Below are 19,715 nucleotides of genomic sequence, written 5' to 3'. Positions count from 1 at the left end.
GTTCTTTTCATGACTGCCAACACCTATTCGCGCCCGGCGCCGTTCACCCGCTCGGACTACAAGACCCTGGGCCTTGCGGCTTTGGGTGGTGCGCTGGAAATCTACGACTTCATCATTTTCGTATTTTTCGCGCTGACCCTCAGCCAGCTGTTCTTCCCGCCGGAAATGCCCGAGTGGTTGCGGCTGCTGCAGAGTTTCGGGATTTTCGTCACCGGTTACCTGGCGCGACCGCTGGGCGGGATTCTGATGGCGCATTTCGCCGACCGGCTGGGGCGCAAGAAGGTCTTCAGCCTGAGTATCCTGATGATGGCGCTGCCGTGCCTGCTGATCGGCATCATGCCGACCTACGCGCAAATCGGCTATTTCGCACCCTTGCTGCTGTTGGCCCTGCGGATCCTGCAAGGCGCGGCGGTGGGCGGTGAAGTGCCGAGTGCCTGGGTGTTCGTCGCCGAGCACGCGCCGGTCGGGCATCGCGGTTATGCCCTGGGCTTTCTGCAGGCCGGGCTGACCTTCGGCTATTTGATCGGCGCATTGACGGCGACGTTTCTGGCTCAGGCTTTTACCCCGGCAGAGATCCTCGATTACGCCTGGCGTTACCCGTTCCTGCTGGGCGGCGCGTTCGGAGTGATTGGCGTCTGGTTGCGCCGCTGGCTCAGCGAAACCCCTGTGTTCATGGCGATGCAGGCCAAGCGCGAGGCGGCCGTCGAATTGCCGCTGCGCACGGTCTTGCGTGAACATCGCGTGGCCATGCTACCGGCAATGATCCTCACCTGCGTGCTGACGTCGGCGGTGGTGGTATTCGTGGTCATTACCCCGACCATGATGCAGAAAACCTTCGGCATGACTGCCAGCTACACATTCGGCCTGAGTGCGCTGGGCATCGTTTTCCTGAACATCGGTTGCGTGCTGGCGGGGTTGCTCGTCGACCGCATTGGCGCCTGGCGCACGGTCATGCTCTACAGCCTGCTGCTGCCGTTGGGCATCGGCGTGCTCTACACCTGCCTGATCATTGGCGGTAGCTGGATCGGTCTGGCGTATGCGATAGCCGGCCTGAGCTGCGGCGTGGTCGGCGCGGTACCGTCGGTGATGGTCAGCCTGTTCCCGGCGCGAATCCGTGTCTCGGGCATTTCCTTCACCTACAACATTGCCTACGCGGCCTGGGCGAGTGTCACACCGCTGTTGCTGATCGGTCTGATGCCGTGGAGTCCGTGGATCTGCGTGATTTTCTGCGCGGTGATGGGGGCGGTGGGCGTGAGCAGCGCGGCGTATTTCGGGACGCGAATGCCGAGAGTCGGCGGTTGTTCAGCGGCTGGCGCGGTTTGAATGAAAGGGCGGTAGGCGTGCCGCAACTATTTTTGTAGGACAACTCTGAAACACTATTCAGAAAACGTCTCCAAGGCCGATGGCTAGGCAGCATATCGCTTTCTATCCCTGTCCATCGGTGTATCCCCATGTTCAACAAACGCTTGAAGCAAGAGTTGTCGGCTCTTCGCGAAGAACTCTCCAGCCTTCAGCAAGTGAAGGAAAGTCTGGAAAGCGAGATGCTGGTCCTGACCCTTGATACCGACGGGCGGATTCAAACGGCCAATCAGAACTTCATCAATGAGATGCTCTACAAGAGCAACGATCTGATCGGTCGGCACATCGAAGAGATCGTCCCGGCCCATGTGAAGTCCGACGAATTTCACCACCGCTTCAAGGCCGCACTGACCCGTGGCGAGCACTTTGCCGGTACGGTGCGCCTGTTGCGTGGCAATGGCCAGGAAGCCTGGTTGCGCTCGATTTTGCAGCCGGTGCGCTCTGCGGACGGGCGCATCAAGCATTTCTCTATTTACTCCAGCGACCTGACCCGCACCATCGAGGCGTCCCGTGAACACGAGAACCTCATCGGTGCGCTGGTGCGCTCGACGGCGGTGATCGAGTTCGATCTTGCTGGCAACGTGCTGGCGGCCAACGAGCGCTTCCTCAACGGTATGGGTTACAGCCTGGCGCAGATCAAGGGCAAACATCACCGCACCTTCTGCGAGCCGGAAGAATACAACCGCGCCGAGTATCAGGACTTCTGGCGTCGTCTGAATGCCGGTGAGTTTGTGGCCGGTCGCTTCAAACGCATTGACAGCCACGGTCGTGTGGTCTGGCTGGAGGCCTCCTACAACCCGGTGGTCGATGCCAACAACAACCTCTACAAGGTGGTGAAGTTCGCCACGGTGATTACCGATCAGGTCAATCAGGAACAGGCCGTCGCCGAAGCGGCCAACATTGCCTACGGCACCTCGCAGCAAACCGATCAAAGCGCCCAGCGCGGCACGGCCGTGGTGACTCAGGCGGTGAACGTGATGCGCGACCTGGCCAAGCACATGCAAACCGCCGGCGAGGGTATCGAGGCCCTGAACGAGCAGTCGCTGGTGATCGGCACCATCGTTAAAACCATCAGCGGCATTGCCGAACAGACCAACTTGCTGGCGCTCAACGCGGCCATCGAAGCGGCCCGTGCCGGTGAGCAGGGTCGAGGGTTTGCCGTGGTGGCGGACGAGGTCAGGCAATTGGCTTCGCGCACCAGTCAGGCCACCGATGAAATTGTGTTGGTGGTGCGTCAGAACCAGGACATGGCCCGCAATGCCGTGGCCCTGATGACCGACGGCAAACTCCAGGCCGAACAGGGGCTGGCGCTGGCGGCGGAAGCGGGTACGGTGATTGTCGAGATCCAGGACGGCGCGCAGAAAGTGGTGAACGCGGTCGGGCAGTTTGCCAATCAGTTGGCGACTTGATGGCTGCCATCGCGGCGTAAATCGCTACAATCGGGTCTTTTCCCTGGAGCAGACCTCATGAGCGCATTCCACCGCCGCCCGGTTCCCCTGTCCAAGGCGTATCGCCTGCTCAATCATGGGCCGACCGTGCTGGTCAGCGCGGCCCATGACGGGCAGCGCAATATCATGGCGGCGGCCTGGGCCATGCCGCTGGATTTCGAGCCGCCGAACATTGCCGTGGTGCTGGACAAGTCCACCTGGACCCGACAACTGCTGGAAGCCTCGGGTACGTTTGTGCTGAACGTTCCCTGCGCCGCCCAGGCCGACATCGTGCAAACCGTTGGCTCGACCTCCGGCCTGGAATTGACCCAGAGCCAAGGCCTGGACAAGTTCCAGGTCTATGGCTTGCCGACCTTCAGCGCCGAGTTGATCGACGCACCGATGCTCGAAGGCTGCGTTGCCTGGCTGGAATGTCGACTGTTGCCCGAGCCCGGTAATCACCAGCAGTACGATCTGTTCCTGGCCGAGGTGATTGCCGCCCAGGCGGACGAGCGGGTGTTCAGTGACGGACGCTGGCACTTCGAGGGGCAAGATGCGTTGCGCACCTTGCACCACGTGGCTGGCGGGCACTTCTTGAAGATCGGCGACCCGGTGGACGGCAAGACGTTAGCGTCGTAAGCCGTCTGCGTTTCACACCCACACGTCATTCTGCGCCGTGCGCTCACCACCTTCGCTGCCGGTGTTCAGCACACCCTTAGGCTCGATCAGCAAGAGTTTCACTTCCTGCTCGGCGAACGGCTTGTGCTCGACCCCCTTTGACACCACATACATTTCGCCAGCGTTCACCAGCACGTGGCCATCGTGAAAGTCGATGCGCAACTGCCCTTCGAGCACGATGAAGGTTTCGTCGGTATCGAGGTGGCTGTGCCAGATGAAATCCCCCAGCAGCTTTACCACCTTGAATTGGTAGTCGTTCATTTCGGCGATGACCCGAGGTGTCCAGTGCGGGTCGATCCGGGCGATTTTCTCAGCGAAGTTCAGACTTTCGTACGCTTTCATGAAGCTGCTCTCGTGGTTGATCGTGAACCCACGATAGCCAGCGTATTGTCATGCTTCTTGTACGATTGTGCGTGGCTCAGCGGCGGTGCATTTTCATCCAGCGGGCCGGCGACAGACCGTAGGTTTTGCTGAACTGACGGGTCATGTGGCTCTGATCGGTGAAACCGGCAATCAGCGCCGCGCTGGCCAGTGGCTGGCCCTGGATCAGCAGCGAGCGGACCAGGTCGAGGCGGCGCATGGTCAGGTAACGGTAAGGGCTGGTGCCGAACAGCAGGCGAAAATCCCGCGACAGACTCCAGCGATCCCGGCCGCTGTGTCGAGCCAGTTCCTCCAGCGTCACGGTGCGATCCAGTGCGCTGTGGATGTACTCGCTCGCGCGTTCTGCTGCCACGTAGTCGAAGCTCGTGCGGCGGGTGGTGACTGCGCAGACGCTGTTCAAGGCTTGCGCCAGATCGAACAGCGCATCCTGTTCCTCCAGCGGTTCGAGGGGGCAATCCAGACTTCGCAGCAGCACGGTGGTGGCGGCGAACAGGCGCGGGTCGTTCGACAGCCCGTTCTTGATAAACGGCAGCGGCTGGCCGCCGAGCATTTGTTGGATCAGCGCAGGTTCGATGTACATCATCCGGTAGTGGAACCCGGTCTCGGTACCGGCTTCGCCATCGTGGACTTCGTCCGGGTGCAACACCATCGTCGCGCCAGGCAGGCTGTGTCGCCAGCCACCGCGGTACTGATAACTTTGCACACCGGCCAGGGTATGGCCGATGGCGTAGGTGTCATGGCGATGAAGGTCGTAGCCGTGGCCTGCAAAAAACGCCTCGAAACGCTGTAGCCCGCCGACGTCGGGCGCGCGGTGGAACCAGTCGATGGGAGGCGTGTGCTTGGCCATGGTGTCGTGGTCTTGGGCTCGGTGCAGAACACGTTAACCCAGGGAACGGTCGGCTGTCTTCTTGCCGATAGAACCCACGGTGCGAGTAGAAAACCGGGGGCAAATGTAGCAATGTGTTGCACATTCTCTAGAGCCGCGAAGGCGATCTCCACCATGGAAATGTCCCACCTGAGCTACGCCGCTCCGTTGTTATCGCTTGCGCTGTTGTGGACGGTTGCGGTGGTGACGCCGGGGCCGAACTTTTTCAACATCGCGCAATTGGCGGCCAGTCAATCCAAGCGCCACGGCGTGGTGGCTGCGCTGGGCGTGGCGACAGGCACGGTGCTTTGGGGTCTTGCAGGCGGGCTGGGAATCAAGTCCCTGTTCAGTGCGGCGCCGACGCTCTACCTGGGCTTCAAGATTGCCGGTGGTTGTTACCTGATCTATCTGGGCTTGAAGCAGTTCAAGCGCAAGCCTCCGTTGGTTGCGGGTGATAGCGGCTCGGTTGACGGAGCGGGGCGCACGTTGTTGTCGGTGTATGGCCAGGGCTTCCTGGGCAATATGACCAATCCAAAATCCGCACTGTTCGTCGCAACGATCTTCGCGACGGCCATGCCCGCTTCCGTACCGCCGATGTTGCTGGCGCTGGCGGTGCTGACCATGGTGACCTTGTCCTTCGGTTGGTATTGCAGCGTGGCGCTGCTGTTTGCCAGCCGTCGGGTGGCGGGGGTTTATGACCGTTCGCGCAAATGGCTGGATCGCTTTGCCGGCAGTTGCTACCTGTTGTTTGGTGCACATCTGGTGGCTAATCGTTGAGGAGTTTTTAATGAGCAAGTTGCGTGTAGGGATTATTTTTGGCGGCCGTTCGGCTGAACACGAAGTGTCGTTGCAGTCGGCGAAGAACATCGTCGACGCGCTGGATCGGTCGCGCTTCGAGCCGGTGCTGATCGGCATCGACAAGCAAGGTCACTGGCACCTCAACGACCCGTCGAACTTCCTGCTCAATCAGGAAAACCCGGCGCTGATCGCCCTCAACCAGTCCAACCGCGAACTGGCCGTGGTGCCGGGCAAGGCCAGTCAGCAACTGGTGGAAACCTCCAGCCAGGAACTGCTGGGTCACGTCGATGTGATTTTCCCGATCGTCCACGGCACCCTGGGCGAAGACGGTTGCCTGCAAGGCTTGCTACGCATGGCCGACTTGCCGTTTGTCGGCTCGGACGTACTCGGTTCCGCCGTGTGCATGGACAAGGACATCAGCAAACGCCTGTTGCGCGATGCCGGGTTGGCCGTCACGCCATTCGTGACGCTGACCCGCGCTACGGCGGCGCGCATCGGGTTCGCCGAGGTCCAGGGCAAGCTCGGTCTGCCGCTGTTCGTCAAACCGGCGAACCAGGGTTCTTCGGTAGGCGTCAGCAAGGTGAACGACGAAGCCGGGTACGTGGTGGCGGTCGAAATGGCCTTGGGTTTCGATGAGAAAGTCCTGGTTGAATCCGCTGTCAGCGGTCGCGAGATCGAATGTGCGGTACTCGGCAACGAAGAGGCCATCGCCAGCGGTTGTGGCGAAATCGTGGTGCGCAGCGGGTTCTATTCCTACGACAGCAAATACATCGATGATCAAGCGGCACAAGTGGTGGTCCCGGCTAACATCAGTGTCGAGGCGAGCGAACGCATTCGTGCCTTGGCCGTCGAGGCGTTTCAGGTTTTAGGCTGTTCCGGTCTGGCGCGGGTCGATGTGTTCCTGACCGACAGCGGCGAAGTATTGATCAACGAGATCAACTCGCTGCCCGGTTTCACTCGCATCAGCATGTACCCCAAGCTGTGGCAGGCCACCGGCATGACTTACAGCGAACTGGTCAGCCGTCTGATCGAGCTGGCGCTGGATAAGCACAAGGCGCGGCAAGCGTTGAAGATCACTCGCTAAGCTGCATACCAAAACGGGTAATCGAGGTGACGACATCATGAAAGTCAGCGCACGTAACGTATTCAAAGGCACCATCAGTCAATTGCAGCAGGCGCGGTTAACGCCGAAGTTTCGCTGAAACTGTCGGGCGGTAATGAACTGGTGGCCGTGGTGACCATGGAAAGCGTGAAAAACCTCGGCCTGGCGGTCGGCAAGGAAGCGATCGCGCTGGTGAAGGCCCCGTGGGTCATGTTGATGACCGAATCCAGCGACATTCGCCTTTCGGCGCGCAACTGCCTCGAAGGCAAGGTCACCAGCGTCATCGATGGTTCAGTCAACGCCGAAGTGGTCATCCAGCTCGACGGCGGCACCGAGGTCTATTCGATCGTGACACGCCAGGCCGTCGCAGAGCTGGGCCTGGCGCCGGGGGTGAGTGCGACGGCGGTGATCAAGGCGTCGCATATCATTTTGGGTGTGCCGGCGTGATTTGAGGTTTCAGCAACAAATAGGATAAAGATCAAGCCTGCTTCACCGGCTTGATCAAGCTCTCAGCGGGTATCCCGAATAAATCATGAAGTTTCCAGATCATCGGGAGCGTCAATGCGCGCTTGCCATTGAGCACTTCGTAGACCCGATTTGTCCGACCAATGGCCGGTGCAAGATCCGCAGCGGACAGGCCGGACTGCTCCATACGAAATTTGATCGCGTCGATCGGATTGGGTAGCTCGACCGGAAACTGCTTCGATTCATAGGCTTCGATTAGCGTGATCATGATGTCGAAGTAATCGCCCTCAGAGGTGCCTGGCTCTGGTTCGTTGTCGAACAGCGCTGACACGCTCTTGAGGGCTGCGCGGTAATCCTCGTCGGTGTGAATCGGACGAATGTTCATGGGTTACTCCATTTCGACGGTATCAGCGTCGATCGCGTCGTACTGCTTGTGAGTGCCGACAAATTTTATGTATACGGCGCCGAAGCGATAGGCCACAGCGACTACCAACCGAAAGTCATTGCCCTTGATGTTGAACACGACTCTGCGGCTTTTGAGAATACTGGCGGTCGCAAAGTGCGCCTTTATGTCCGCTGGCGTTTTCCACTCAGCAATTCTTGCCTCGTCAATCCAGGCCAGAAAAGATTGTCCCGAGTCCGGATACTTCTCCCAAAACCTTTTTAGCTGACTGATAGCGATGATTCTCATGGCATGATCCTAGTCCCGTGGTGGGACTGATGCAAGTCTGTGGAGGCACATCCGATGTGCGGGGGAGCGAGTTCGAGGTTTGTAATCAATGGCTGCCCCGACAGTTGATTTGATGAGCCGGGGTTGAGACAGCGTTGGGAAAAACCAATCTTCAAACTCTATCCTTGAAGCAGTCATTTGCGGGTAGGAAAGGGCAGCGCGAGGTGGCCGATCAGGACGGGACAATGTCTATAAAAAAGGGCCTACCTCCCGGTAAGCCCTTCTTCACTCCCACGTAGGACTCAATCCCCCAGCGCCTCCCCCTCACGCCGCGGATCGGCCCCACCCGCCAGCGACGCTTTCCCCTGCGGGTCCTTGACCCGAACAATCGCCTGGGTCCCGCTGGTCATGTCGATCTCGTTCACGCTGTGCCCTTTGTCCTTCAACGCCTGAATCAGCTCCGCGCTGAACTGCCCCTGTTCCAGCTCGGTCGGGCCGTTGCGGCTGCCGAAGTTGGGCAGGCTGATGGCGGCTTGCGGGTCGAGGTTCCAGTCGAGCAGGCCGATGGTGGATTTGGCGACGTATTCGATGATTTGCGAGCCACCGGGGGAGCCGAGGGTGGCGAGGAATTCGCCGCTTTGGCGGTCGAAAATCAGGGTGGGCGCCATGGACGAGCGCGGGCGTTTGCCGGGTTCGACGCGGTTGGCGACCTTCTGGCCGTTCTCTTCGGGGATGAACGAGAAGTCGGTCATCTGGTTGTTGAGCAGGAAACCCTGGACCATCAGGTGCGAGCCGAACGCGGCTTCGACGGTGGTGGTCATCGACACCGCACCGCCCAGGTCATCGACCGCCACCACTTGCGAGGTAGAGATTCGCAGCGGTGAACGGTCCGGTGCGTAGGCGACCTGAATGCCCGGCGGGGTGCCGGGTTTGGCCATGCCCATGCTGTGATCACCGATCAGGGCTGCGCGGCCGGCCAGATAGGCCGGGTCCACCAGACCTTTGATGGGCACGGGCACGAAGTCCGTGTCGGCGAGGTACAAGGCGCGGTCGGCATACGCGAGACGCTCGGCTTCGGATATCAGGTGCACGGCTTCAGGGGGCGGTTCGATGCCGGCGGGTTTTGTGCTCTTGACCGGCTTCAGTGGCGCCAGGGCGAAACGCGGGTCGCGGGTTTCCAGGGCCTGCAACGTGCCGAGGATCTGCGCCACGGCGATCCCGCCCGACGACGGTGGCGGCATACCGCAGACCTGCCAGCGCTTGTAGTCGGTGCACAGCGGCGCGCGTTCCTTGGCGCTGTAGCCTTGAAGATCATTCAGCGACAGGCTGCCAGGGTTGGCGTGGCCCTGAACCTTGGTGACGATCTCTTGCGCGATGGCGCCTTTGTACAATGCATCAGGTCCTTCCTTGGTGATGCGTTTGAACACGGCGGCCAGTGCCGGGTTTTTCAATTGCGTGCCTGCGTCTTTCGGGCTGCCATCGGTATTCAGGAAGTACGCAGTCATATCTGGCGAGCGCCGGATGGACGAGTCCGAGGCGATCAACCGGTGCAGGCGTGGCGAGATAGCGAAACCTTGTTCCGCCAGTTTGATGGCCGGTTCGAACAACTGCGCCCAAGGCAGGCGACCGTGTTTCTGATGCGCTAATTCAAGCGCACGCAATACGCCTGGGGTGCCCACCGAGCGGCCGCCAATCTGCGCCTGGGTGAACGGCATCGGTTGGCCGTCGGCCTGCAGGAAAAGCTTCTCGGTGGCGCCGGCCGGCGCGGTTTCGCGACCGTCGTAAGTGCGCACGGTTTTGCCATCCCACAGGACGATCAGTGCGCCGCCGCCGATGCCTGAGGATTGCGGCTCGACCAGCGTCAACACCGCTTGCATCGCAATGGCGGCATCGATCGCCGAGCCGCCCTGACGCAGCATCTCCCGCCCGGCCTCGGCCGCCAGTGGATTGGCCGCTGCTGCCATGTGTTTAGCGGCATGACGGGTCTGGAGATCGGTGCGATAACCCGAAGCGATTTCCGGCGCGAGCGGCAACGTCGAAGAGGGCGGAACATTGCACGCGGCGAGGGTCAACGCCGTGGCGATCAGCGAAAGCGCTGACAGGCGATAGCGGCTCAAGTGAAAGGCTGAGAACACGCGCGGCACTCCGTCCGTGGGAAAAGTACTGGGGACTTTATCGGCCGACAGGGAGTGACGCAAACCATGGCCTATGGCAACGACGCTTTTGTCCTTCATGAGTCGATGGATTTTCTGTAGGGTCGAGGGCATCAGACTGACCAGAAAATCAACACGAGGCAGACATGCAGACCGAGTTCCCCACCCAGCCCGGCTACCGCACCCAGCGTGAACAATTTCTGGCGGCGGCGACTGCGGCCGGTGCGTCGCTGACCGAGTACCCGCATCCACTCAAGGGACCGTTCGGTGAATCCCTGAGCACCGATGTGGCCGTGCTCGGCGCAGGTCAGACGGCAGTAACTTCGCCCGCAGATAGGTCGAGCCAATCACTGTGACTTCATCTTGAATCAGTGTTTTGCGTGCTTCGAAGCGTGAGGTCGCCATGGCGAAATTGAAACCGAGCAACAACGCCAGCAAACCGAGGAGGGCGGTTTGCAATGCACTGAGGTGGGATCGGGTTGAATCACTGCTGCGGGTCCGGTGATGACGCCCGAGACGAAAAGCGAGTTCCAGCACCACGCAGAAGATGGCGACCACGATGAAAAACAGAATGATTTCGTCCAGGCCCCCCGTGCATAGGGTGGTCTCGCTGCGCTCAGTCATTGGCCTTAACTGTAGGAGAGAACCGCTACAGGCATACATTTACCGCTCTGTGGTTCGGGGCACTTTTCTCGAGGCATAAAAAAACGGCCTACCTTTCGGTAAGCCGTTTTTAGTACTTGGTGGTACACAGGCATTTGAACTGATCGCTTAAGAGTATGTATTTACTAGATATTTGTTATGTTGTTTGTGTAAGGGATACATGTGGGGATACACGATGCCCGCTGCTAGGTGGATTTTGGCCGCTTTTTCTTTTATCCAGAAGGTACCCAAAAGTGACCATTTGGTTATCCGGGCCGCTCCGACGAACGGCATCACACCAGCGGCTTTGGACTTCCGACTTTTGAAGCTTTACTCATTGGCGGGGCGGAGCACGTTTCGGACTGGTACCTGTGCACTCGATCAGCCTTGGATGGTGCGCCCATCTCTACCCAGGCTTCGTAGCCATCAACGTCGATCAGCACGCGCCCGTCAGGCGCCTTCCGCCAAACATAATTCTTCACCCATGTGCCGTCTGCGATTTTTGAGCGAGTCGCGGCCTCTGTGTATCCCGACTCACTGGAAAACTTTCTCACGGTCAAATAACGCATTTTTCGCACTCTGCAGTTTCGATCAGCTTTACCTTCTGGCCAGAGTTTCTACTTTTTCGCCTTTTCGATCTTGTCCTTGCTCCAGGCCAGCACGTCTGACTTGACCCAGGCCACAGCCCGCCCGCCCAGCTTTACCTGTCTAGGGAAAAGGCCGGCGTTGGCCATCTCATAAATCGTGGTAGTGCTCATTCCCGTAAGCCGCTTCACTTCGGGCAGCCTGATGAACTGAATTGATTGTTCAACAGGTTCAACAGGTTCAACAGGTCGATCAGTCTTCATTCCCACCTTGCTGACCGATTGACGGGGCAGCGTTTTGGGGCGGCGTCCCATCAGCCGATCATGCTCCGTTTTGGCCTTATCGCGCTGAATGTCCAGATAGTCCGCTAGGTCGTTCACGTGTACTCCACGCGCAGACTTCTGGCTCTGCTCAATGGGAACAATTACGAGGTCAATCTGGCCGGCCGCCACCTTCGCTTTCAGCTTCTCAGGCGTCAGGTGAGTGAAGTAGTCGGCGCACACCTGGTCCAAGGGAACAATGACCCGGCCGTCATACTGAGCCATCAGAAGGAAAAGGGTGTTCATCGGTCTACTCCTCGCAACAACGTCGTTAACCCACGTGCGAGCCGATAAATTCACGCCGCCAAATCCGTCAGTCGCTCGGGCTCAGATCGGACATCCATTTAGCGATTGCTGACTGACGCCAAGCCACCGAGTTTGGCCCTATCCTGATCTGTTTGGGGAAGGTGCCTTCCCTGATCCGACGATAAACCGTGTTTCTGCCCAAGCCGGTGATGTGAAGCACTTCGTCGAGACGCAGGAAACGATCAATGCTTTCCGTCGTGGCCATACCCTTCACCTCGTCGAAGCGGGTGGTTGCTGTCGAAAAACAGTGATGAGCTATTCCTCAGTGGGTGGCTTTTGGTTCTCATGCTTTTTCCGCCTACGATCTTTCTTGTCCGCCGACCTCCCCAGGAGCCCATCCACCAATTTGTAGAAGTCCTCTGATGTGGGTGGTTTATAGGTAGCTTTGCCAGTGGCCGAGCCTGCCATAACCGGACCGCGCTTTTTACGCCCCGATTGTGGAGTGACGATCGGAGTCGACGATGACTCTACCTTCGTTCTTTTATCGATCGAGTGCGCCGAGATGTATGCGTCTGCCCATTTATCCAGCTCAATTCGGTCGAAGCCTACCCCGCGTGTGCCGATAGGGAACTCGTTCACGTAAGGCCTAACTGTTTGTTCGAACACGGCTCGGCACATGCCCAAATACTTCGGTGCTTCGCTAGCTCTAAGAATTCTAGGCTGAATGAGGAGGTTGCTCATGTATGCGTACGCTTTAAGGTTGGGCACGACCCCCTCGAGCTCCGCAGCGAGCGCCCCGCTTGATTAAGTGGCTGGAGGTCGCACCAGCTTCAAATCTAGCACTGCCTCGGAAGACGGGACGACTAGCTGCCCAGCGGTTGAGTGAGCCCCGGCGGGCCGACTACAACCGCATTTCCCGGATGACTCGCCTAGGTTCCACGCCTTGGGAAAGCGCTCGCCTGGCGTCCTTGGTGAGCTGGTCAAGCGCCTGGTCTTCAAAGGCTGCTGCCATAGCCGCGGCCTTCCTCACGATCAGCAACGCCAGCTCGGGCGGAAACACTACCTTGTCGGCGGGCAGGTAGTCGCAATCGATAACGGACATGGGTTAATCCTCGGTGTGCGGCTGAAGCTGGCGCTATTTGGATGACGCCAACTATTGCCGGCAGATATTACCTGTTCCGACCTGCTATCAGGTCATCAGACGCCCCAGTTAATACTTGACGAGTATTGAGCGCTAGCGCGCAGCTATCACGCTGGAGGCGGCGCAATGCTTGGGCTGCGGACGATTCCGAGGGTATCTGTTGGAGGGAATCCGTCTAGGGCCTGTCTAGTATTGCTTGGTGCGTTAAGGGTTTATCTGCTCCGGTATTCACCTGTCTAACTCGCCAGCGAGGGCCTGGCAATCGATAGAGCAGCTTCCTTGACCGCCACCTCCAGAATTTTAGACGGGGCTGGTGCTGGACAAGCTGTGCGAATGCTCGCAAAGCATTGTACTGCGTGGCTTTCAGCGCGCCAGCCGGTGGTGGCGCTCGAGAAATCCGTCCAACCCTGTCAAAAATTTCGTCAAGGCTGGTCAAGGTTTTTGGCATTCTTGACGGGGTGCGGTGCTCGGATGCGGCGTGATCCTTCGCGCATCAGGTGGGGCGCTGCTTTCCGGGTGGTCGGGCTGTTCGGCAGGGTCACAATCCGTCTAAAGCCTGTCCAGAATTTGTCTGGGGTCTGTCAGGGGTATGAGACGTCTAGGGCGGCTTGTTTGACGGCTCCCGCGTGGAATAAGCCTCAGACGTCTACACGGTGCGGGTTTCGTCTCATGCCTGTCTCACATTCCGTCAAAGCGTGGTCAAAGTAGCGGGCGCTCGACACCGTGTTGATTCCTACACAGTGTGTTGTTTTCAACACGCTGGAACCTGATAAAACCTGACATCGGAACGGCTAGCGCTGGTCATTCATGGGGTGTTTCCGCAACGGGGGCATTCGACCTAGATCAGCCTCATTCATGGGGTTCGGTTTTCGCAGAGCTGGTTTCATTCATGGGGTTTGTTTTCGCAACGCTCATTCAACGTAGCTTTCGCGTCCTTTGCACTTCATCCATGGGGTTGTTTCGCAAACCTGCGTTTGGCCAGTGAAAACACCTGCTTTTGGTGGAAACCAACAGTGGAAACCACCGTGGAAACCTCGCGCCTGGTAACCGTTCGATCTGGTAACTATTGCTGGTAACCGCACTGGTAACCGCCAGCCAGGTTCGCGCCATGGAGGGTGCGAACCAGAAGTGCGAACTTATCGTGCGAACCTTGGGTGCGAACCATAACAATCCATAACAGGCTGCCGGCTCTCACGGTGCGTGATGGTCGTGCGTGACGACTGCGTTAAAACACCCCCGACAGGCACTTGACGCGGGTCATTCATGGGGTTGTGTTTCCCCAAATGGGTTTGATGGTTTTGTGACCAGAGAAAAGTGGTCACTGATGGTGGTCACCGCGCCTGGTCACCAGCCAGGGTATCCGCCCCGGAATGCCCCCAAACCGTGGATACCAGAGTGGATACCGGGCGACTTGGCCTGCGCCAGCGACTTATCAAAACTTAACGTTCTGCCGACTCTAGAACTTGTCAAAACTTGACATCTGATCGGCGTGGAAACCTGACAAAACCTGACATCGAGCGCGCACCAGAACCTAACAAAACCTAACGTTGGGAAATGCTACGGAAGTAGCAGTTTGAGGCGTGGCAGCCCAGCGGGATGGTGACAAATGTTGACATCGAATCCGCGTCATCACGGCCTGGCGGGGCGTTACTGGCCCATGAGCACGGTGTCAGCCTGTTAACAATTGTTAAGGTTGGGAGGCGCTGGGCGGCGCCATCTGTCGGTCAGGAAGTGAGCGCAAAGGCAGAGTGCTATGCCGATGCTATCGTTTGAATTTCTTGCAATCGACAGGAGGCTTATGGAATGGCAGCTCGACTTCAAGAAACCAACCGCTTTGAGGCAGTAGGACAGTCCGGACAGCGCTACACAATCATTGAGTCAACACAGCAGATCTCAATGGATGCAACGAAGGATGGCAGGACGCTTTGGGCGGACGATTCCAGATTTTTTAGAGCGGTGAATTTTGGCCCGGTTGGCCAAATCAGTGATTCAGAGTTCGTAGTTTTTCTCAGTGGCGAGAGGTTGAAACGGGTTTAATGCGAGCCGGCAGCCACCCCCAACTGGTTACTTTTGGTGGTTGCCGGAGTGGTTACCATCTTGCGGTTCCGGCAGCGAGACAGACGATATCGTCTCAGTGGGATCATATAATCTATCTCAAGGCATGAAAAAACCGCCCGTAGGCGGATTTAGTACGCTTTACCCTACCGACCGTAATCAACATATGGGCCGAGGTAGAAACCTTGCATATCCCCATTGATTCGATAGATGGCTTCCCTTCCAGATTTGATGTTGGCTGCGACGGTTTTGATTGCAGCGCCAGCACATAGCCCTGATTCGGCGAGCCCGGTGCCGAGATTCACATCTCCAGTGGGCAGATTGAAAGACGCCTTTTGGCCTGGTCCGATCTTAGCTGCGCGCTGTCCATCGATGTACAGAATGATGTCGCAACCTGATCCAACAAAACCATCATCCCTGAAAACCGTGAGGCCTCCCGAGTCTTTCGAGGCTGGGCCTTTGAAACCATAAATCTCATCGGAGGGAACCGGCTTCGCCTCGGAAACCGGCATTGGTGACGTTGCGCATCCGCCCAAAGCCAGTACGACTAGTCCAGCCGCGATAATCCTTTGCATGGCTTTTCTCTCCTGGAAAAGAGCGAATGTATCACTCGCCTCGACCTATTGCAGGCCTTACCTCATGTCGGAATAGCCTCCGCCCAGGTGCCGACCGAAACCACGCTTGAGCCGACCAGCATCTGGCCGTAAACCACAGGCACTGGCAGGCCTTGCTGCGTCGAGTTGAACGCGCCGTTGAATAGGTAGCTGGGTTTGTTTTCAGTGCCGGCCTGGTCTTGTTGACTCGGCGACTTGGGTACCGGAGACAGCATTTGCATGACGCCGCCGAGAGCCAATGAAATGCCCATGCCGATTAATGGTGGGCCGAATGGTGTTGCCGATAGGAATGCGCCGACAACGATCAGTGCGACACCTAAAACTGTCTGAAACAGGCCGCCGTTCTTGCTGCCAGCGATGACCGGGACGATGCGAATCTCTGTCGTCCCGCTCATGGTGAACCTGTCTTCACCGACATTCTCTCGGTTGCGGAAAATGGCATAACGAAGGCCGCGGCGAGCCGAGTCGCGGATGAAGTCGGCGAAGCCTTCGACGGTGTGCTGCAAAGCGCTGAACGCCTCGCGAGTGGTGCCCGTTTCCAATTGACGGAAAAACTCGCGGCCGAAGGTTTTGGCCAGGCTGCCAGACAAAAGGATGCGGGTCATCGGTGGGTTAACGATAGCGCTCATCGCGTCACCTCAAACTGGTTCATGGAAAGGGTCATGATTTACTCCGGTGCGCCGGCGGCGCTGTTGGTGGGGGCTTTCACGCCAAGGCGAATGGCGAGAAGAGATCGCGACATACGCGCCTGATCGAATGTCACCTGTTCATCCCTCGGGTCATAATTCCAAATCCGATCGCGGATCGTCTTATAGGCCCGGGCGCCGCGGAATGTCCCGCGAAGCAGATCGGCCGATACCCGCGCTTCTTCCTCGGTGAAGAAAGGACCGTCGATGGGCACCTTCTGCCCATCACGGACATGCTGGACGTCCCATACCAGGTATCCAGAATCCGGCCCCTGCTTCAATGGGTACGACTCAAAGCGGCTTGTCTTGCACGCCTCGGCGAAGCGTTCTTGACCAGTCATTTTCGAGGTCTCCATGCTTTGCTGCCTGGGCTTAAAATGATCTTCAGGTATCGGTCTACATTAGCTTTCGAGTGTTCTCGCCCCTCTTGCAGGATCTCCGCGGGGCGCGTTTCAAAGTCTTCATGTAGAACCGAAGTCGTCCGAACAACGATCTCGATCGCCTCCTCTAGGATCTCCCGAACCCGAATAGCGTCCGGTTGCTTGGGCAGCATTTTCAGGAAGTGATTGGTCACTGCGTCACTTATTACTCCGACGAGGACCTGCTTGTCGTACTCAATTGTCATCGCTTATCTCCATTGAATTGGATGGCGGGAGCCGCCTAATAACCCAAGCCCTATTAGGCTAGTTGACCGCCGTTGCGCCTTTGGTTGGCGATCTCCTGTCGGGCGACTGTCTTCATCGCTTCAGCCAGCTTAGCGGGGTCTGGGATGGTGCTAGCGCCGTTGTCGGCAGCGTCTATGTAGAAGGTCATGGTGATCGGGGTTGCGCTGCTGCCGCCACGTACACCGAGGCGCCCTTGTGAGTCGCGCGCAAGCGGGACAATCGCCTCAGGACCGGCCTCACCCATGACGCCAGTCTTCCCGCCAGACATCCCGAAGGCGGTTGGCGAACTGACAACGCTGTTGGTGAATGCGCCGCCATTGGCGAACATCTGCACGCCGCCGGACCACGCCCCACCCTTGGCCTGAGCTTTCACCCAGTTCGAGTAGTCCGATCCGGTGTAGCCGCCCTGAGTGGCGCCAGTAGAGCCGCCGAAATATGACCCGACTGCGCTGGCTGCCAAGCCGAACAACCCGCTCAAGGCCGAGGAGCTGGCCTGCTTCGCGGCAATGCGCGCCATATCCGAAATAATCGACTTGGCGAGGTCACTGAAAGACAGCTTCCCGGTCAACGCGAAATTTGCCAAAGCGTCGTCCATCTCGCCAAACGCATTAGTGAAGAGGCTTTTCGTTTGGCCCGACACATCTCTCGCCGAGTCTAGGTAGTTTGCCCACGCTGATGTCGCACCGGACTGCCAGTCAGTCTGGGCTACGGACATCTTGTCGTAGTTGCCAACAACCGTTGCTCGATACTTGTCCTCAGCAACTTCAAGGCTGGCGAGATCCTTCTCGTAGTCTGCCTTGCTGTACTTGTCCGGGGCCGTACGGCGACGATCCAGCAGCTTGGCGCGCTCTTCGTTGAACTTGTCAGTGGAACCATCAAGGCTGTTTTGCAGGCCTTGTTGACGATCGCCCAGCCCTAGCCCGTTAGCAGCACGTGTGCCAGATGCTTCGAGCGCGGCGCGTTGACGCTCAAGCTGAGCGACATACGCCTCAGAGGCCGCTGTCTGGGCATTTACCCTGCCAGTTTCATTGATGGCTAGAATGTTGAGTTGGCCGTCGGCATCCTTCTGCGCCTTGACCATGCTGGTGCGCGCGTCAGCGATCTTCTGGTCCAACTGGATACGCTGGGCGCCAGTCGTTCCGGTGCGATCCTTGACGGCCTCCAGTGCGGCAATCTCAGCCTGATAGGCGCCTGTGACCTCTTCACGCTCTGCCCGGATCAACGCGGTGCGCTGGTCAAGGTAGTTCTGCTGCGTGATCAGCCCGGCCTTCTGCCGCGCCTCAAGCTCTTTCTCGGAGTTCGAGTAGGTGGCTTGCAGATCCTTGATTGCGTTTTGGGCGTCGTTGTAGCCGCTCAGGTTGAGTTGCTTGGCGCCGCCACCCTTGGCAGGCTTGCCGTTAATGCGCTCGAACTCGGTTTTCTTCGCTTGAGCAATCTGATCGGCAGTGTAAGCAGTGCCTTTCCTGGCAGCTTCGGCCGCGTCCTTGTTGATCTTCTCGTAAGCGTCAGCCGTTTGCTGGGTGAGCGACTTGCCTTTGTCGACCAGCAGGTTCAGACGCTGGCGGGCTTGGATCGATCGTTCATTAGCGTCCTGATCATCCTTGTTGGCCTGAACCCGGTTGCGGCGTTCCTGCTCCTCAAGCATCAAGGAGGATCGTTGCGCCTCAATACTCTGAGCACCCTGAGCACCTGTTCCGCGAGGACCTGCGCCAAGACGGGCGGCGTTCTTAGCAGCCTCCTCCAAATTGGCGAGCTTTTCCTCATAGGTGGCTTCGCGACCAACATCAAGCGCGGCATCCCATGCCCACTTTGCAGCCTTGGCCACATTGCTCCAAGCCCTCTCAATCGATCCCAGGCGCTTAGTGATCTGTTCGCCACGTCCTTCGATGGCCTCGGCAAACGCATCAGTGGCGACGCGAACTGCTTCGGCCTGCCGGCCTTGCTTCTCCAGCGCAACAATCTGCTCGTAAACCGATGCGGTCAGGTAGTGGTATTGCTCGTTGAGCTTGATCGACGCCGATACCGGCTCCTTGGCGATCGAGGCAAACTGCGCCACGGTTTCTTCCACCGCTTTGCCGGTAGCGTCTTTCATCGTCAAGGCGGACTTGGTGATCTCCTCAAAGCTATAGGCGGCGAGGTTACCGCTGCCGGCTAACTGGGCGAGGACTTCTGCCGCGGCACCAGTGGTGCCCACCGTCGCGCTAACCTGGCGTGCGAGCGATGCCAACTGATCAGCGCTGGTGCCGGCCGCATTTCCGGTGAGGATCAGCGAGGTGCTATAGGCGGTCGCTTCCTGCGAGCCTTTGTAATAAGCAATGCCAAGGCTAGCAGCAGCGGCCGCGGCCAGAGTGTATGGGTTAACCAGCCCACCAACGTAACCGCCCAGAGCCCGCGCAGCAGGACCAATCCCGCCGAACATGTCCTTTAGCTGACCGCCTTGCTGCAGGAGAACTGTCAGCGGAGCCTGGCCACCTTGGAGACTGGTCACGATGTCGGTGAACTGCGCCGGCACGCCGCGAAGGGCGTTTGCGGTCTGTTTCGCCGACATGCCGAGTTGATCGGTCTTCTTGGTAAACCTTTCGGTGGCTTGCTCAGCCCCTTTGGTTTGTTCGGCCATCTCTTTGATGGAGATGCCTACCTTCTTAGTCCCGCCGGCCAAGCTCTCCGTCGCCTTTTCGGCCTTTGCGCCAGCCTGAGCCAGCCCATCTAATTCCGTGGAGGCCTTGGCCACGTCCCCCGTTTCGACCTTGATCCCAAGGCTGGCTATATCTTGTGTCATACCTTTACCTCTTTAGCGCTGCTGGCGCTGGTCATGGGCTGATGCCCGTTGGTGTTGCTCGATGCCGCGACACGTTTTCGTTAT

At 58.5% G+C, this 19,715-nt stretch carries 19 protein-coding genes and 4 pseudogenes; 9 read left to right on the top strand and 14 right to left on the bottom strand.

Annotated features, from left to right (window positions below; genetic code table 11):
• The first annotated feature begins 9 nt into the window (after positions 1-9).
• The 4 genes and pseudogenes from ACYZUD_RS18415 to ACYZUD_RS18400 all read left to right on the top strand — a co-directional run bounded on the left by ACYZUD_RS18415 (position 10) and on the right by ACYZUD_RS18400 (position 3,425).
• Complete coding sequence (locus ACYZUD_RS18415) at positions 10-1,323, top strand: MFS transporter (protein WP_462019572.1); 1,314 nt, start codon at positions 10-12, stop codon at positions 1,321-1,323.
• Positions 1,324-1,451: 128 nt separating this feature from the next.
• Positions 1,452-2,180, top strand: a pseudogene (locus ACYZUD_RS18410) (PAS domain-containing protein); the annotation flags it as partial.
• Positions 2,160-2,768: a methyl-accepting chemotaxis protein gene (locus ACYZUD_RS18405; RefSeq protein ID WP_462025069.1), complete on the top strand. Its 609-nt coding sequence runs from the start codon at positions 2,160-2,162 to the stop codon at positions 2,766-2,768. The pseudogene ACYZUD_RS18410 and the gene ACYZUD_RS18405, both read left to right, overlap by 21 nt.
• Positions 2,769-2,825: 57 nt before the next feature.
• A complete protein-coding gene (locus tag ACYZUD_RS18400; RefSeq protein ID WP_462019571.1) occupies positions 2,826-3,425 on the top strand; it encodes a flavin reductase family protein in 600 nt (199 codons plus the stop codon).
• Between the two features lie 12 nt (positions 3,426-3,437).
• Here ACYZUD_RS18400 and ACYZUD_RS18395 read toward each other — a convergent pair whose 3' ends face one another.
• The gene (locus tag ACYZUD_RS18395) at positions 3,438-3,806 is read right to left on the bottom strand and encodes a cupin domain-containing protein (protein WP_462019570.1); all 369 of its coding nucleotides are present in this window, start codon (positions 3,804-3,806) and stop codon (positions 3,438-3,440) included.
• A 76-nt stretch (positions 3,807-3,882) separates the two neighbouring features.
• A complete protein-coding gene (locus tag ACYZUD_RS18390) occupies positions 3,883-4,692 on the bottom strand; it encodes an AraC family transcriptional regulator (protein ID WP_462019569.1) in 810 nt (269 codons plus the stop codon).
• 153 nt (positions 4,693-4,845) lie between these two features.
• On the opposite strand from ACYZUD_RS18390, the gene ACYZUD_RS18385 reads away from it, so the two are divergent.
• The 3 genes and pseudogenes from ACYZUD_RS18385 (at position 4,846) to ACYZUD_RS18375 (ending at position 7,057) form a co-directional block, all read left to right on the top strand.
• A complete protein-coding gene (locus ACYZUD_RS18385) occupies positions 4,846-5,487 on the top strand; it encodes a LysE family translocator (RefSeq protein WP_462019568.1) in 642 nt (213 codons plus the stop codon).
• A 10-nt stretch (positions 5,488-5,497) separates the two neighbouring features.
• Entirely contained in the window at positions 5,498-6,592 is a 1,095-nt protein-coding gene (ddlA, locus tag ACYZUD_RS18380; RefSeq protein ID WP_462019567.1) for a D-alanine--D-alanine ligase, read from the top strand.
• A 37-nt stretch (positions 6,593-6,629) separates the two neighbouring features.
• Positions 6,630-7,057 (top strand): annotated as a pseudogene (locus ACYZUD_RS18375) (TOBE domain-containing protein).
• A gap of 31 nt (positions 7,058-7,088) precedes the next feature.
• Here the strand turns inward: ACYZUD_RS18375 and ACYZUD_RS18370 are convergent.
• The 3 genes from ACYZUD_RS18370 to ggt form a co-directional block, all read right to left on the bottom strand.
• Positions 7,089-7,460 carry a helix-turn-helix domain-containing protein gene (locus ACYZUD_RS18370; RefSeq protein WP_462019566.1) on the bottom strand — a complete coding sequence of 124 codons (372 nt, stop codon included), beginning with the start codon at positions 7,458-7,460 and terminating at the stop codon, positions 7,089-7,091.
• A gap of 3 nt (positions 7,461-7,463) precedes the next feature.
• A complete protein-coding gene (locus ACYZUD_RS18365; RefSeq protein ID WP_462019565.1) occupies positions 7,464-7,766 on the bottom strand; it encodes a type II toxin-antitoxin system HigB family toxin in 303 nt (100 codons plus the stop codon).
• A 281-nt stretch (positions 7,767-8,047) separates the two neighbouring features.
• Positions 8,048-9,880, bottom strand: coding sequence for a gamma-glutamyltransferase (gene ggt / locus ACYZUD_RS18360; RefSeq protein WP_462019564.1), 1,833 nt, complete (start codon positions 9,878-9,880; stop codon positions 8,048-8,050).
• A gap of 164 nt (positions 9,881-10,044) precedes the next feature.
• On the opposite strand from ggt, the pseudogene ACYZUD_RS18355 reads away from it, so the two are divergent.
• Positions 10,045-10,200, top strand: a pseudogene (locus ACYZUD_RS18355) (DUF2817 domain-containing protein); the annotation flags it as partial.
• A 957-nt stretch (positions 10,201-11,157) separates the two neighbouring features.
• Here ACYZUD_RS18355 and ACYZUD_RS18350 read toward each other — a convergent pair.
• The 4 genes and pseudogenes from ACYZUD_RS18350 to ACYZUD_RS18335 form a co-directional block, all read right to left on the bottom strand.
• Positions 11,158-11,298 (bottom strand): helix-turn-helix transcriptional regulator, encoded by a 141-nt coding sequence (locus ACYZUD_RS18350; protein ID WP_462025068.1) that lies wholly within the window; start codon positions 11,296-11,298, stop codon positions 11,158-11,160.
• 129 nt (positions 11,299-11,427) lie between these two features.
• Positions 11,428-11,691, bottom strand: a pseudogene (locus ACYZUD_RS18345) (pyocin activator PrtN family protein); the annotation flags it as partial.
• Between the two features lie 67 nt (positions 11,692-11,758).
• Entirely contained in the window at positions 11,759-11,956 is a 198-nt protein-coding gene (locus ACYZUD_RS18340; RefSeq protein ID WP_462019563.1) for a helix-turn-helix transcriptional regulator, read from the bottom strand.
• 636 nt (positions 11,957-12,592) lie between these two features.
• Positions 12,593-12,793 carry a hypothetical protein gene (locus tag ACYZUD_RS18335; protein WP_462019562.1) on the bottom strand — a complete coding sequence of 67 codons (201 nt, stop codon included), beginning with the start codon at positions 12,791-12,793 and terminating at the stop codon, positions 12,593-12,595.
• A gap of 1,842 nt (positions 12,794-14,635) precedes the next feature.
• Between ACYZUD_RS18335 and ACYZUD_RS18330 the strand changes: the two genes are divergently transcribed.
• A complete protein-coding gene (locus ACYZUD_RS18330) occupies positions 14,636-14,869 on the top strand; it encodes a hypothetical protein (protein WP_462019561.1) in 234 nt (77 codons plus the stop codon).
• A 164-nt stretch (positions 14,870-15,033) separates the two neighbouring features.
• Here ACYZUD_RS18330 and ACYZUD_RS18325 read toward each other — a convergent pair whose 3' ends face one another.
• The 5 genes from ACYZUD_RS18325 to ACYZUD_RS18305 all read right to left on the bottom strand — a co-directional run bounded on the left by ACYZUD_RS18325 (position 15,034) and on the right by ACYZUD_RS18305 (position 19,631).
• Positions 15,034-15,462, bottom strand: coding sequence for a hypothetical protein (locus ACYZUD_RS18325; RefSeq protein ID WP_084318218.1), 429 nt, complete (start codon positions 15,460-15,462; stop codon positions 15,034-15,036).
• Positions 15,463-15,524: 62 nt separating this feature from the next.
• A complete protein-coding gene (locus tag ACYZUD_RS18320) occupies positions 15,525-16,130 on the bottom strand; it encodes a tail assembly protein (protein WP_462019560.1) in 606 nt (201 codons plus the stop codon).
• A gap of 38 nt (positions 16,131-16,168) precedes the next feature.
• Positions 16,169-16,528, bottom strand: coding sequence for a hypothetical protein (locus ACYZUD_RS18315; RefSeq protein ID WP_462019559.1), 360 nt, complete (start codon positions 16,526-16,528; stop codon positions 16,169-16,171).
• On the bottom strand, positions 16,525-16,812 hold the full coding sequence (locus ACYZUD_RS18310; RefSeq protein ID WP_204149643.1) for a hypothetical protein: 288 nt from the start codon (positions 16,810-16,812) through the stop codon (positions 16,525-16,527). The genes ACYZUD_RS18315 and ACYZUD_RS18310 overlap by 4 nt, the downstream gene beginning before the upstream one ends.
• Before the next feature lie 53 nt (positions 16,813-16,865).
• A complete protein-coding gene (locus tag ACYZUD_RS18305; RefSeq protein WP_462019558.1) occupies positions 16,866-19,631 on the bottom strand; it encodes a phage tail tape measure protein in 2,766 nt (921 codons plus the stop codon).
• Positions 19,632-19,715: the final 84 nt, after the last annotated feature.

This window comes from Pseudomonas sp. XS1P51 (genome assembly GCF_054897845.1).
This window is presented reverse-complemented; position numbering and strand designations above follow the sequence as displayed.

Coding starts and splice junctions, on each gene's coding strand:
- ACYZUD_RS18415 (WP_462019572.1), top strand. CDS start 10: ATGACTGCCAACACCTATTCGCGCCCGGCGCCGTTCACCCGCTCGGAC.
- ACYZUD_RS18400 (WP_462019571.1), top strand. CDS start 2,826: ATGAGCGCATTCCACCGCCGCCCGGTTCCCCTGTCCAAGGCGTATCGC.
- ACYZUD_RS18395 (WP_462019570.1), bottom strand. CDS start 3,806: ATGAAAGCGTACGAAAGTCTGAACTTCGCTGAGAAAATCGCCCGGATC.
- ACYZUD_RS18390 (WP_462019569.1), bottom strand. CDS start 4,692: ATGGCCAAGCACACGCCTCCCATCGACTGGTTCCACCGCGCGCCCGAC.
- ACYZUD_RS18385 (WP_462019568.1), top strand. CDS start 4,846: ATGGAAATGTCCCACCTGAGCTACGCCGCTCCGTTGTTATCGCTTGCG.
- ddlA (WP_462019567.1), top strand. CDS start 5,498: ATGAGCAAGTTGCGTGTAGGGATTATTTTTGGCGGCCGTTCGGCTGAA.
- ACYZUD_RS18370 (WP_462019566.1), bottom strand. CDS start 7,460: ATGAACATTCGTCCGATTCACACCGACGAGGATTACCGCGCAGCCCTC.
- ACYZUD_RS18365 (WP_462019565.1), bottom strand. CDS start 7,766: ATGAGAATCATCGCTATCAGTCAGCTAAAAAGGTTTTGGGAGAAGTAT.
- ACYZUD_RS18350 (WP_462025068.1), bottom strand. CDS start 11,298: ATGAGCACTACCACGATTTATGAGATGGCCAACGCCGGCCTTTTCCCT.
- ACYZUD_RS18340 (WP_462019563.1), bottom strand. CDS start 11,956: ATGGCCACGACGGAAAGCATTGATCGTTTCCTGCGTCTCGACGAAGTG.
- ACYZUD_RS18335 (WP_462019562.1), bottom strand. CDS start 12,793: ATGTCCGTTATCGATTGCGACTACCTGCCCGCCGACAAGGTAGTGTTT.
- ACYZUD_RS18330 (WP_462019561.1), top strand. CDS start 14,636: ATGGCAGCTCGACTTCAAGAAACCAACCGCTTTGAGGCAGTAGGACAG.
- ACYZUD_RS18325 (WP_084318218.1), bottom strand. CDS start 15,462: ATGCAAAGGATTATCGCGGCTGGACTAGTCGTACTGGCTTTGGGCGGA.
- ACYZUD_RS18320 (WP_462019560.1), bottom strand. CDS start 16,130: ATGAGCGCTATCGTTAACCCACCGATGACCCGCATCCTTTTGTCTGGC.
- ACYZUD_RS18315 (WP_462019559.1), bottom strand. CDS start 16,528: ATGACTGGTCAAGAACGCTTCGCCGAGGCGTGCAAGACAAGCCGCTTT.
- ACYZUD_RS18310 (WP_204149643.1), bottom strand. CDS start 16,812: ATGACAATTGAGTACGACAAGCAGGTCCTCGTCGGAGTAATAAGTGAC.
- ACYZUD_RS18305 (WP_462019558.1), bottom strand. CDS start 19,631: ATGACACAAGATATAGCCAGCCTTGGGATCAAGGTCGAAACGGGGGAC.